Source organism: Gemmobacter fulvus (assembly GCF_018798885.1).
Lineage (GTDB): Bacteria > Pseudomonadota > Alphaproteobacteria > Rhodobacterales > Rhodobacteraceae > Gemmobacter > Gemmobacter fulvus.
In genome coordinates this window covers 911,488-924,186 of the sequence record NZ_CP076361.1, presented here as the reverse complement: position 1 = coordinate 924,186, position 12,699 = coordinate 911,488, and the positions used below count along the sequence as shown (strand labels likewise).

General features: G+C 65.4%; 12 protein-coding genes. 3 read left to right on the top strand and 9 right to left on the bottom strand.

Translation table 11 applies throughout. The features are described 5' to 3' along the window. Positions 1-50: 50 nt before the first annotated feature. Positions 51-506: a hypothetical protein gene (locus tag KM031_RS04555; RefSeq protein ID WP_215503367.1), complete on the bottom strand. Its 456-nt coding sequence runs from the start codon at positions 504-506 to the stop codon at positions 51-53. Between the two features lie 125 nt (positions 507-631). Here KM031_RS04555 and KM031_RS04550 point away from each other — a divergent pair, with 125 nt between their 5' ends. After that, positions 632-1,051 carry a SufE family protein gene (locus tag KM031_RS04550; RefSeq protein ID WP_215503366.1) on the top strand — a complete coding sequence of 140 codons (420 nt, stop codon included), beginning with the start codon at positions 632-634 and terminating at the stop codon, positions 1,049-1,051. A gap of 82 nt (positions 1,052-1,133) precedes the next feature. Here KM031_RS04550 and KM031_RS04545 read toward each other — a convergent pair whose 3' ends face one another. The 3 genes from KM031_RS04545 to cobS form a co-directional block, all read right to left on the bottom strand. Next, on the bottom strand, positions 1,134-2,945 hold the full coding sequence (locus tag KM031_RS04545) for an aminopeptidase P family protein (protein ID WP_215503365.1): 1,812 nt from the start codon (positions 2,943-2,945) through the stop codon (positions 1,134-1,136). 76 nt (positions 2,946-3,021) lie between these two features. Next, entirely contained in the window at positions 3,022-4,896 is a 1,875-nt protein-coding gene (gene cobT, locus KM031_RS04540) for a cobaltochelatase subunit CobT (protein ID WP_215503364.1), read from the bottom strand. Between the two features lie 153 nt (positions 4,897-5,049). After that, complete coding sequence (gene cobS / locus KM031_RS04535; RefSeq protein WP_215503363.1) at positions 5,050-6,036, bottom strand: cobaltochelatase subunit CobS; 987 nt, start codon at positions 6,034-6,036, stop codon at positions 5,050-5,052. A 196-nt stretch (positions 6,037-6,232) separates the two neighbouring features. Here cobS and msrB point away from each other — a divergent pair, with 196 nt between their 5' ends. After that, a complete protein-coding gene (msrB, locus tag KM031_RS04530) occupies positions 6,233-6,691 on the top strand; it encodes a peptide-methionine (R)-S-oxide reductase MsrB (RefSeq protein ID WP_215503362.1) in 459 nt (152 codons plus the stop codon). Positions 6,692-6,745: 54 nt separating this feature from the next. Here msrB and KM031_RS04525 read toward each other — a convergent pair whose 3' ends face one another. Beyond that, the gene (locus KM031_RS04525) at positions 6,746-7,375 is read right to left on the bottom strand and encodes a J domain-containing protein (RefSeq protein ID WP_215503361.1); all 630 of its coding nucleotides are present in this window, start codon (positions 7,373-7,375) and stop codon (positions 6,746-6,748) included. A gap of 73 nt (positions 7,376-7,448) precedes the next feature. On the opposite strand from KM031_RS04525, the gene KM031_RS04520 reads away from it, so the two are divergent. Beyond that, complete coding sequence (locus KM031_RS04520) at positions 7,449-7,700, top strand: BolA family protein (protein WP_215503360.1); 252 nt, start codon at positions 7,449-7,451, stop codon at positions 7,698-7,700. 152 nt (positions 7,701-7,852) lie between these two features. Here the strand turns inward: KM031_RS04520 and KM031_RS04515 are convergent, their stop codons facing one another. From KM031_RS04515 to KM031_RS04500, 4 genes are all read right to left on the bottom strand, one after another. Next, on the bottom strand, positions 7,853-10,009 hold the full coding sequence (locus tag KM031_RS04515; protein ID WP_215503359.1) for a malate synthase G: 2,157 nt from the start codon (positions 10,007-10,009) through the stop codon (positions 7,853-7,855). 112 nt (positions 10,010-10,121) lie between these two features. After that, a complete protein-coding gene (locus KM031_RS04510) occupies positions 10,122-10,292 on the bottom strand; it encodes a DUF2256 domain-containing protein (protein WP_215503358.1) in 171 nt (56 codons plus the stop codon). Beyond that, positions 10,293-11,711, bottom strand: a complete 1,419-nt coding sequence (locus tag KM031_RS04505) for an FAD-binding domain-containing protein (protein ID WP_215503357.1) — start codon at positions 11,709-11,711, stop codon at positions 10,293-10,295. Positions 11,712-11,809: 98 nt separating this feature from the next. Beyond that, positions 11,810-12,682 carry a hypothetical protein gene (locus KM031_RS04500; protein ID WP_215503356.1) on the bottom strand — a complete coding sequence of 291 codons (873 nt, stop codon included), beginning with the start codon at positions 12,680-12,682 and terminating at the stop codon, positions 11,810-11,812. Positions 12,683-12,699 lie beyond the last annotated feature (17 nt).

Genomic DNA, 12,699 nt, shown 5'->3' with positions numbered 1-12,699 from the left:
GCCGCGCCGGGGGCATCGAGCCCCCGTCCCAGCGATTGCCATGGACAGCGTCAGCGGCGGCTTGTCAGGGCGTTGCCCTGGCCCTGCACGGTGATCGCCGACACTTTGCCAAGCTGGATGTCGGACAGATAGGCGGCAGCCGTGATCTGGCGCGAGCGCGGGGTGGAGACGGCGGTTTGCGTCAGCGGCGGGAACAGCCGGAAATCATAGGTCAGCACGCCATCCGGGCCCGGATCGCCACTGACCAGTTCGGCCTCCCACCAGCCCTGATTGGGCAGCAGCGCCGTGGCGCGCACGATGGCCCCGCCCGGCATCGGTTCGATCTTCAGGTCGATGATCTGGGCGGCCAGCAGCCGGGGATCGGATGGTTTTGCGGCCAGCGGCGCCGGTGCAGTGGCTTCGGCACGGCCGAACCAATTGAACGGATTGAGCCGGGACGTCCTGATCGCCCCGCAGGCGGAAACGAACATCACCAGCGTCAGCGCGGCCAGCAGCGGTTTTTTCATGCCTCACCCTTTCGCGCCCCTTTTGGCGCCCCTAGGGCGTAGCGCATGGCGCGGCGTTTGAAAAGCGTCCCTCTGGACCTTTTGCAGCCTGCGGCATAGCTCTGGCACAAGAACAGGAGATTGCCATGGCCAGCCCCGCATTTGAAGAGCTTGTAGAAACCTTCGCCTTTCTGGACGATTGGGAGGACCGCTATCGCCATGTGATCGACCTGGGCAAGGCCTTCCCGCCGCTGGACCCTGCCTTTCAGGTGGCGGCCTTCAAGGTGCAGGGTTGTGCCTCGCAGGTCTGGTTGCGGCCGGTTCTGACCGGCGCGGGGGCCGGGGCCCTGTTCGATTTCGAGGGCAGTTCGGATGCGATGATCGTGCGCGGGCTGATTGCCATCCTACACACGCTCTATGCCGGGCGCACGGTGGCAGAGGTGGGCCAGATTGACGCGGTGGCCGAGTTGGGCCGGCTTGGTTTGAATGAACATCTGTCGTCGCAACGCTCCAACGGGCTGCGGGCGATGGTGGAGCGGATCCGGCAGGTGGCCGCAGCCGCCTGATCCCCGGCCCGTCGCGGGGTGGCGGGCGGGAAACAGGTGAGTATTTGGACAGAGTGCAAATAGGGGAGGGCGCGCCCGGATGTCAGGCTGCGGGCAGCGGCGCGCAGGCTCTGTGCAGCCAATCGGCGGCAGGGCCGCTGATCAGGGGGCCGATCCTGGCCAGAACCTCGGCATGATAGGCGTCCAGCCAGACGCGTTCGCCGGGGGCAAGCAGGGCAACGTCAATCAGGTGGCGGTCGAAGGGCACGAAGGTCAGGGTTTCAAACGCAAACTGCGCGCGCTGATCGCCGCCGGGCAGGGCGGGGGCCTCGGTCACCACGATCAGGTTCTCCAGCCGGATCCCGAAGACCCCTTCGCGGTAGTAACCCGGCTCGTTTGACAGGATCATGCCGGGGGCCAGCGGCACTTCGGACAGGCGCGACAGGCGCTGTGGTCCTTCATGCACCGACAGGAAAGCACCGACGCCATGGCCGGTGCCATGGTCATAATCCTGCCCCGCCATCCAGAGCGGCGCGCGGGCCAGCGCATCCAGATCGCGCCCGGCCAGCCCTTTGGGGAAGCGGGCGCGCGAGATGGCGATCATACCCTGTAACACGCGGGTATAGCAGGCGCGCGCTTCGGCCCCCGGATCGCCGATCGCCAGAGTGCGGGTGATGTCGGTTGTGCCATCCTGATACTGGCCGCCGCTGTCAACCAGCAGCAATTGCCCCTGCTGCACACGGCGGTTGGTGTCTTGGGTGACGCGATAATGGATGATCGCCCCATTCGGCCCCGCCCCGCAGATCGTATCAAAGCTGAGGTCATGCAGCGCATTGGTCGCCCGGCGAAAGCCTTCCAGCGCCGTCACCACATCAATCTCGGTCAGGGTGCCTTTCGGGCTTTCGGTATCGAGCCAGTGCAGAAACTGCACCATCGCCGCGCCGTCCCGCAGATGCGCCGCGCGGGTGGCGGCAATCTCGGCCCCGGTCTTGCAGGCCTTTGGCAAGCGGCAGGGATCCTCGCCCCAGACATAGGCCACGCCTGCCTCGTCCAACTCCTGCGCGAGGGCGAGCGGGGCAGAGCTGCGATCCAGCCGCACCGGCCCTTGTAGCGTATGCAGTCCGGGCACCAGCGCCGAGGGTGGGCGCAGGGTTACATGCGGTCCCATATGAGCGCGGACGCTCGCATCGAATTTTGCCGGTTCGGCATAAAGCGTCACCCGCGCATCGTCATGCAGCACGGCAAAGCCATGCAGGATCGGATTGCGCGGTACATCGGCGCCCCGGATGTTCAGCAGCCAGCACAGGCTGTCGGGCAGGGTGAGGATGGCGGCGGTCTGCCCCGCCGCCCGCAGCGCGGCGGCAAGCGCCTCGCGTTTTTCCAGACTGCTGAGCCCGGCCAGCGCCTGCGGATGCGCAAAGGCCATGCCCAGCGGCGCGGCAGGTTGATCGCGCCAGACTGCATCCACCAGATTGGCCGTGCTGCGCAGGCGGATCGCCGTGTCGGCCAACGCCGTCTCCAGCCGGGCAATCTCATCGGCGGTGTGCAACCAGGGATCAAACCCGATCTCGTCCGCCGCCAGATGCTCTGCAATCCACGGGCCGGGCTGCACCTCGGGCCAGGGTACCGGCGTGAACGCCGCCAGATCCACCTGCGCGCGCACCTGCACCCGGTAGCGCCCGTCGATGAACACGCCCGCCACTTCGGGCAGCACGATGGCAAAGCCGGCCGAGCCGGTGAACCCGGTCAGCCAGGCCAGCCGCTCGTCGCGCTCGGCGACATATTCGCCCTGATGGGCATCCGCGCGCGGGATCAGAAACCCCGCCAGCCCCTCCGCCGCGAGCCGTGCCCGCAAGGCGGCCAGCCGCTCTGCGCCCTTGCCCGGATCTGCGGAGGATGTGAAGGTCTGAAACACCGCAAACCCCTTTCATCTTGGGTCAAATATCCTCGGGGGACGGCGCCCGCCAGGGCGCAGGGGGGCGGAAGCCCCCTTACCCCAGTTTCCGCATGCCCAGCGTGCGGGCCAGCTTGCGGGGGTCGCTGTCAAACAGCCCGGCGAGTTGCTCGGTCATCGCTCCGGCCAATTGCTCCACATCGGTGATGGTGACAGCGCGGTTGTAATAGCGGGTCACGTCATGGCCGATGCCGATGGCGATCAGTTCGACCAGCCGCCGCTTTTCCACCATGGCGATCACGTCGCGCAGGTGTTTCTCCAGATAGGACGCCGGATTGACCGAGAGCGTCGAATCATCGACCGGCGCGCCGTCCGAAATCACCATCAGGATCTTGCGCGCCTCGCGCCGCCCGGCCAGCCGCCGGTGCGCCCATTCCAGCGCCTCGCCGTCGATGTTTTCCTTCAGCAGGCCTTCTTTCATCATCAGGCCAAGATTGGCGCGGCTGCGCCGCCAGGGCGCATCGGCGCCTTTGTAGATGATGTGGCGCAGATCATTCAGCCGCCCCGGCTGCTGGCTGCGCCCCGAGGCCAGCCATTTTTCGCGGCTTTGCCCGCCCTTCCAGGCGCGGGTGGTGAAGCCCAGAATTTCCACCTTCACCGAACAGCGTTCCAGCGTGCGCGCCAGCACATCGGCGCAGATCGCGGCAATCGAAATCGGCCGCCCGCGCATCGAGCCGGAATTGTCCAGAAGCAACGTCACGCAGGTGTCGCGGAATTCGGTATCCTTTTCCTGCTTGAACGACAGTGGCGTGGTCGGGTTGGCCACCACCCGGGCCAGACGCCCGGCATCCAGCGTGCCTTCCTCCAGATCGAACAGCCAGCTGCGGTTCTGCTGCGCCTGAAGACGGCGTTGCAGCTTGTTGGCCAGCCGCGACACCGCGCCTTTCAGCGGCTCCAGCTGCTGATCGAGATAGGCGCGCAGGCGCTCCAGTTCCGCTGCTTCGGCCAGATCCTCGGCGCGGATTTCCTCGTCGAACTCCGTGCTATAGACGCTGTAGAGCGGATCGGCGTCGGAATAGGGTGCGGGTGGCGGCGGCTCCAGCGGGGCTTCGCCCTCGGGCAGCTCTGCTTCGTCGCCCTGTTCCATGTCGGCGCTGTCTTCCATGGTGACTTGCGCCTGCGACTGATCCTGCTGATCCTCCTGGCTGCGCTCGGGCGAGGCTTCGGCATCCTCTTCCTGCTGCTGCTCGTCACCGGCGCTTTCGGGGCTGTCCTCATCCTCTTGCGCCTGATCGTCGGCGCTGTCGTCCATGTCATCCATATCCGGGTCATCGCCCAGCTGGTCGCCATAGCCGAGATCCGAGATCATCTTGCGGGCAAGCCGGGCGAAGGCGGCCTGATCGGCCAGCGCCTCGCCGATCCCCTCCAGCGTGCCGCCGGCCTGTTCTTCGATGAAGCCGCGCCACAGGTTCATCACATTGTCGGCGGCGGCGGGCAGGGCCTGCCCGGTGGCCAGATGCCGCACCAGATAACCTGCGGCGACTGCCAGCGGTGCATCCGCAGCCTGGGTGATCTGGCCATAGCCCTTGCGATCCGCCTCATGGCCGATCTTGTGGGCAATGTTGACGGCGGTGCCGGGCATGGCCCGGGCACCGACAGCCTCGGCCCGGGCAATCTCCATCGCCTCATAGATTTCACGGGCGAGGTTGCCGGTCGGGGCATATTTGGCCGCCACCGTGTCATCATGGTATTTGCGCCGCATGGCAAAGGCATCCGCCGTGCCGCGCGCCAGCATCACCTCGTCGCGCGTCATCCGGCGGCTGACCTGCGGCAGGCGCACGCCATCCTTGGTCATGCCTGCCGGATCCACCGAATAGGTGACCGTCATCTCCGGATCATCGGCCATGGTCTTGGTGGCCTCGGCCAGGGCTTTCTTGAACGGATCGGCGGGGTTGTCGGTGGGTTTGGTCATGTCTTGCCCGGCAAGGTGCCGCGCACCCTGGTCCCTCCTCCCCTCTTTCTCAGGCAGGGTGAGGAGGCGCCCCCGCCGGAGAGTCGTATGATGGCGCCGCCCCGGTCCGGGCCTGCCGCGTCCTGTGGCGGAAGCGGCAGCTCCGGGAAGGGGTTACTTCATCGCCATGCTAGCAGCGCTTTCCGGCAGTTCTTCGCCAAAGCAGCGCTGATAGAATTCGGCCACGGTCTGCCGTTCCAGCTCATCGCATTTGTTCAGGAAGGTCAGCCGGAACGCATAACCGAGATTTCGGAAGATCTCGGCGTTCTGCGCCCAGGTGATCACGGTGCGCGGCGACATCACGGTGGACAGATCACCATTCATGAAGGCGGTGCGGGTCAGATCGGCAACCGTCACCATCTGGTTGATCTGCTTGCGGCCTTTTTCGGTGTTGTAATGCGGGTTCTTGGCCAGCACGATGGCGGCTTCGGCATCATGGCTCAGATAGTTCAGCGTCGCGACAAGGCTCCAGCGGTCCATCTGGGCCTGGTTGATCTGCTGCGTGCCGTGATAGAGGCCGGTCGTGTCGCCCAGCCCCACGGTATTCGCAGTGGCGAACAGCCGGAAATAGGGGTTCGGCGTGATGATCTCGTTCTGGTCCAGCAAGGTCAGCTTGCCATCATGCTCCAGCACGCGCTGGATCACAAACATCACATCCGCCCGGCCTGCATCATATTCGTCGAACACGATGGCCACGGGGTTGCGCAGCGCCCAGGGCAGGATGCCTTCGTGGAATTCGGTCACCTGTTTGCCGTCGCGCAGCTTGATCGCATCCTTGCCGATCAGGTCGATCCGGCTGATGTGGCTGTCAAGGTTCACGCGCACCGCGGGCCAGTTCAGCCGCGCCGCCACCTGTTCGATATGCGTCGATTTGCCTGTGCCGTGATAGCCCTGCACCATGACGCGGCGGTTATAGGCAAAGCCCGCCAGAATCGCCAACGTGGTGTCGGGGTCGAACTTGTAGGTGGGGTCGATGTCAGGCACGCGGTCGGTGCGGTCGGCAAAGCCCTTGACCTTCATGTCGGTATCAATTCCGAAAACATCCCGCACAGAGATCTCTTCGGTGGGTTTTGCAATCTGGTCCAGCATTCCATCCGCCACAGGCTCGGGCACCCGTCAGGCGGGCGCGGTTCTTCAGGGGTTTTGTGGAACATATCGCGGGGGGCTGCAAGAGGAAGGCTGTTCCCGACACAATACACCGCATCGCCGGTGGGGCGGGCGGTCTCTTTTGCGTGAGCGGTGAAACAAACGCCGCAGCACCGCGTATAGACAGGCAGACAGCATGAGGAGAACACCGATGCACCGCCGCACTTTGCTTGCCAGCGCGCTTGCGATGATCGCCCTGCGCCCCGCCTTGGCCGAGGGCAGCTTTGAATTCACCCTGACCGAAGCGGAATGGCGCGCGCGCCTGTCGCCCGAAGCCTATGCCGTGCTGCGCGAGGAAGATACCGAGCGCGCCTTCACCTCGCCGCTGGATACCGAAAAGCGCGCAGGGGTCTTCCATTGCGCGGGCTGTGATCTGCCGCTGTATGATGCGGCGCAGAAATACGACAGCGGCACCGGCTGGCCATCGTTCTGGCAGCCCTTGCCCAATGCCATCGGCACCAAGGAGGACAATACCTTCTTTGCCACAAGGACCGAAGTGCATTGCCGCCGCTGCGGCGGGCATCTGGGCCATGTGTTTGACGACGGCCCGCAGCCCACCGGCAAGCGCTATTGCATGAACGGCGTGGCGATGGTGTTCAAACCGGCCTGAGCGCCGCAAAAATCATGGCTGGCCCCGGCAAGCGGGGGCCAGCCATGCCTCGCGTCAGTCGCGGAAATAGCGGCTTTCCTTGATCTGCTCCCAGGCCCAGACCACCTCTTGCAACCGGCTTTCGTCATCGCGGTTGCCGCCGTTCATGTCGGGGTGCAGGTCTTTCACCAGACTTTTGTATTGTTTGCGGATTTCGGTGCGCGTCCAGGTGTCGCGCGCCTCGAGGATATCCAGCGCCTTGCGTTCAGTCGGCGGCAGTTTGCGGGTGACATTGCTGACCACCTTGCCGGGATTCTGCGTGGCCTTTTCGCCCAGAATCGCCATCGGGTCATTCACGCCCAGCCGCGCCCAGGCCCGGCCATCATCCTTCTGGCTGAAGGGTTTGGTCTCGCGCTCCCAGACGCGGGCCTTGTCGAGATATTTCTGGAACTCCTCGTCCGAGGTGCCGTTGAAGAAATTCCATTTCAGATTGTATTCGCGCACATGGTCTTTGCAGAACCAGAAGAAATCATCCAGCAGGTCGGGCGATTTGGGCGCACGATACAGGCCCGGCTCGGCGCAGCCGGGATAATCGCAGTTTTTCTGCGATGTTTCGAACGCGCCAGACATGCCGCGACGCCCGGTCTTGCGGCGCTTCTTGTCAGAAGAGACGCGGATATCGAATTCAAAGGGCGGTTTCGTCATGCAGGGGCCTTTCCGACTCGGAGGCGAGAGTTTAGGGATTTGTTCGCCAGAGAGAAGGGGGCGCGGGGGAAAAATGCGGATTGAGGATGAGATTGCTCAACGTCTGACCCAGGCCTTCGCGCCGGACCGGCTGGAAGTGGAGAATGAAAGCCACCGACATGCGGGACATTCCGGCGATGACGGCTCTGGCGAGAGCCATTTCCGGGTGCTGATCCGCGCCGAGGCTTTTGGTCCGATGAGCCGCCTTGCCCGCCACCGCGCAGTGAACGCGGCGCTGGGCGATGTGGTGCCGCGCATTCATGCGCTGGCGCTGGATATCGGCTGAGGCGGCACAACGGGGGCCGTCCGGCGGGGCATCGAGCCCCTTGGACGGCATTGCCATGGATATTGCCCGAGGCTGTGCCAGCGGCACCGTGGCGGGTGAGTATTTTTGCAAAATGCAAGACAAGGGGGGCAGCGCGTGCCCCCCTTGCCGTGTCAGCGGGCTTTTGCCTCCTGCCGGTGGCGGTGCAGCAGGGGTTCGGTATAACCCGAGGGTTGGCTGCGCCCTTCGAGCACCAATGCGCAGGCGGCGCGGAAGGCCGGGCCGTCGAAGCCGGGGGCCATGGGCCGATAGGCCGGGTCATCCGCATTCTGGCGGTCCACCACCGCGGCCATCTTCCGCAGCGCGGCCAGGGTCTGATCGGGGGTGATGACGCCGTGATGCAGCCAGTTGGCCAGGGCCTGTGCCGAGATGCGGCAGGTGGCGCGGTCTTCCATCAGGCCGACATCATGGATGTCCGGCACCTTGGAGCAGCCGACCCCCTGATCGACCCAGCGGACCACATAGCCGAGGATGCCTTGGGCGTTGTTGTCGAGTTCGGCCTGCACTTCGGCTTCGGACCAGTTGGCCCCCTGGGCCAGCGGCAGGGTCAGCAGGTCGCGCAGCGTGCCGCGTGGGCCTGCGGCGGCAAGCGCATCCTGACGGGCCAGCACATCGACCCGGTGGTAATGGGTGGCGTGCAGGGTGGCGGCGGTGGGCGAGGGCACCCAGGCGCAGGTGGCGCCCGCGCTGGGGTGGGCGATCTTCTGGTCCAGCATGGCCGCCATCAGATCGGGTGCCGCCCACATGCCCTTGCCGATCTGCGCGCGGCCCTTCAGCCCGCAGGCCAGCCCGATATCCACATTACGATCCTCGTAGGACCGGATCCACGGGGCCCCCTTCATGTCGCCCTTGCGCAGCATCGGGCCGGCTTCCATCGAGGTGTGGATTTCGTCGCCGGTGCGATCCAGAAAGCCGGTGTTGATGAAGGCGACCCGGTGTTGTGCTGCGCGGATACAGGCCTTGAGATTGGCCGAGGTGCGGCGCTCTTCGTCCATGATGCCCAGTTTCACGGTATGGCGCGGCAGGCCCAGCGTGTCTTCGACATGATCGAAAATGGCGCAGGCGAGGGCCACTTCCTCGGGGCCGTGCATCTTGGGTTTCACCACATAGACCGATCCGGTGACCGAGTTGCGCGGCCCGTCGCTTTTCTGCAGGTCATGCAGGGCGCAGAGCGTGGTCACGAAAGCATCCATCAGGCCTTCGCCGACCTCGCGCCCGTCGCTGTCCAGCACGGCGGGATTGGTCATCAGATGGCCGACATTGCGCACCAGCATCAGCGCGCGGCATTTCAGCGTCAGCGTGCCGCCATCGGCAGCGGTGTAGATGGCATCGGGGTTCAGGCGGCGGGTGAGCGTCTTGCCGCCCTTGGTCACCTGTTCGGTCAGATCGCCGGTCATCAGGCCCAGCCAGTTGCCATAGGCCACAACCTTGTCTTCGGCATCCACCGCCGCCACGCTGTCTTCGCAATCCATGATCGCGGAGAGTGCCGCTTCGAGCCAGACATCCGAGATATGCGCCGGGTCTGCCGCGCCGATTTCGGTGCTGGCGTCGATCAGGATTTCGATATGCAGGTGGTTGTTTTTCAGCACGATGGCGGTCGGGGCCTCCGCGCTGCCCTGATAGCCGACGCATTGGTGCGGCTGGGCGAGGCCGGTTTCGCCCGAGGCCAGCGCCACGCGCAACGCGCCGTCGCGCAGCGTCAGCCGCCGCACGTCGCGCCAGCTTGCGCCGTCCAGCGGGGAGGCCGTGTCCAGAAAGCCGCGCGCCCAGTCGATCACCCGGGCACCGCGCGCCGGATCATAGGCTTTGCCCTGCGGGAGATCCCCCAGCGCATCGGTGCCATAAAGCGCGTCATAGAGGCTGCCCCAGCGGGCATTGGCGGCATTGAGCGCATAACGCGCGTTCATCACCGGCACCACCAGCTGCGGGCCGGGCGTCAGCGCGATTTCAGGGTCAACCCCTTGGGTCTGCACGGTGAAATCCGGGCCTTCCGGCAGAAGATAGCCGATCTCGCGCAAGAAGGCCTCATAGGCATCAGCGTCCTGCGGCTGGCCGCGCCGGGCCTTGTGCCAGGCGTCGATGGCGGTTTGCAGGCGGTCACGTTCCGCCAGCAGGGCGCGGTTCTGCGGGCCAAAACGGGCTACGGCCTCGGCAAACCCCTGCCAGAACCGATCCGCCGTCACCCCGGTGCCGGGCAGGGCGCGCGCTTCCACGAAATCGACCAGCCGGGCATCGACCTGCAACCCGTGTTTCGTGATCCGCTCCGGCATGGCTGTCTCCTGTTTGCAGTAACCTGCGCCAGCATGAGCAAAAAGCCTGTCAGTGGCAACAAAACAGGGCGGTTGATTTGATGGAGAAAGCTGAAAACACCTTTCTGAAAAATCAGGGTCTCGGGGGCGGAGGGCCGTCGGCCTTGCGCGTCGCGCGGCAGCGATCCGAGCAATAGCGCACCTCCTCCCAGACCTTTGCCCAGGCCTTGCGCCAGATGAAGGGTCGGCCACAGGTGGCGCAGATCTTTTGCGGTAGGTCTGCCTTGCGGCGCATCCGGGGCATCTAGAGATCCAGGCTCAGTTGTGCGGTGAAGCCCTGTCGCGGTCGGGGCAATGGGCGATCCTGCGCCGGGTGTGGCGTAAGGCGGGGGCTGAGCCGGGGCGGCTGGCCCGTCTGGCGGCGCAACAGGCACAGGGCGGCACGGGCGGCGCGGGTGCTGGCCCCGACATCGACCAGAGGTTCGGGATAGCGCTGCCCCAGCAGCCGCGCTGCGCCCGACCATTTCCACGGCTCTTGCAGCAGCGCATCCGGCACGGCGGCCAGTTCCGGCACCCAGCGCCGGGTGAAGGCCCCGGTCGGATCCTGCGCCAGCCCCTGTTTGACCGGATCATAGAGGCGCGGGGTCGCCATCGTATCAGGGTGGCTCAGCTGATGGACCTGCGGCCAGTGCAGCGCCGGTTCGTAATCGGTGAAGCGGCGGGCGAGCAGGGTGCCGGTGGCCCGCGGATCAAGTGCCAGATGCTGGGCCGCACTGGCCATCACCATGGCGCGGGCGCGAAAGGGCAGCCAGCCGGTGGCGCGCAGATAGCGCAGGCAGGCATCAAGATAGGGCAGGCCGGTCTCGCCCCGCTCCCATGCCGACAGACGGGCGGCGTGATCTTCGGGCAGCCTGTCGGCGCGCATCTGCGGGGCGGGCAGCGTTGGTGCCTGCATCGCCGTCTCGCGCAGGGCGAGGCGGGTCTGGAAGGCGCGCAGGCTGCCGGTCCACGGCCCGCCCTGACGCTCGGCCTGACGGGCGGCAGTGGCCTGCACCACCGATTGCAGGCTGAGAGTGCCATGGGACAGATGCGCGGACAGGCGCGAACAGGCCCGCTCCGCCGACGGCGGCGCGGCCATGGCGGTGCGGTAGGAGGCACCGCGCAGGGTCAGAAAGCTGTCGAGCGCCGCCAGCCCTGCGACCCGCCCGCCGGGCTGACGGTGCGGGCAGGCATCCTCGGCCAGCCGCAGCGCCCGCGCGGTGGGGATCGCCCCCGGCTCGACGCCCGGCACGGCCCGCAGGTCGCGCAGGTCGGGGGGCTGGTCTGCGGGGCACAGGCTGGAGTCTGGCAGTTGCGTCCAGCGCAGGCCGCAGCTGCGGGCCCAGTCCGCAACGCGGCTGTCGCGCTGCCGCGACCACCGGCTGCCGCTGTCGGTATGGCTGACCATTTCGGTGATGCCATGCGCCCGCACGAGGCGGTCCAGCACCGTCACGCTGTCACCGCTGCGCACGATCAGCGGCAGGCCCAGCAGTGCCAGCGCCTCGCGCAATTCGGCCAGACATTCGGCGGTGAAACACCAATGCCGCCCCGATCTGTCCCCCTGCGCCCAGTCCTCCGGGTCCACGATATAGACGGGCAGGACCGGGCCCTTGCTGGCGGCCATCGCCAGCGCCGGGTGATCCTCTGCCCGCAGATCGCGTTTGAACCAGATGAGAACATTCATGGAACATACATCTAGCGATCTGCGCAGATTCGTAAAGACCGCTTTGCGGGCAAGTGGCTTTTGCGCCCGGCTTATGGTGCGCGTTTAGCCACGGTTGGTCAGAACCACTGGCCCGGCTCCATCAGGCCCAGATCCATGAGCTGCTGGCTGTGCCACTGAAATTCGGTGGAGTTGTGCCACCGGAAATTGTGGATGTCGAATTTTGAACCGGGGTTCGATTTCAACGCCTTGGCCGTGCGGAACGAACAGATGGCGGCCGTCAGGTTGTTGTGCCAGGGGCAAGCATAGGTATTGTATTCTTCATCATTGAAGGTGAAATCCGGGCGCAGCGTCAGCCCGCGTTTCGCCTTGAACAGCGAGATGCGGTCGATCTTGCGTTTGGTCCAGGTCACATGCTCTTCAAACCGCCAGCGCAGGCCGCCGAAGAAATCAAGCTGCCGTTCCTTCTTGGCGAAATTGTTGTCCGGATCCTCGCGCCCCAGTGCGTAATAGCCCGACCTGTCCAGATGCGCATCCTCAAGGCAGACGGCATTGGGGTATTTGTTCAGATCCCCGGCATAAAGATCAATGACATAGCTGAGCATGGCATCGCGGCGCTCTTCCGTCTGGAAGGTGAGCAGATCGCGCACTGTGCGCGTTTCACAGAAGGGGAAGAACAGGTATTCGGCATTGAAGCAGTAATAGAGCCAGATGCCTTCGGGCGTGGCACCAATCAGGCTGTTCACCGCCAGGATCACCGCATCATCGGCATGAACATCATAGCGGATGCGGTGAAGCCGCGCCTCCAGCTCGGGCGGGCAGGTGATCTCGTCATCGGCAAGCAGCACGATTTCGCGAAAGCCGGTGTCGAAATGGTGGCGGATCGTCGTGTCTACCTCGACCTGATCTTCCACGAAAATCATGGCAACCGGCCCTTTCGCCAGTGCCGTTGCGCCCTTGACCCTGAATTCCGCCAGACTGTTGTAGCGCATTCGCCTCTGCCTTGCTG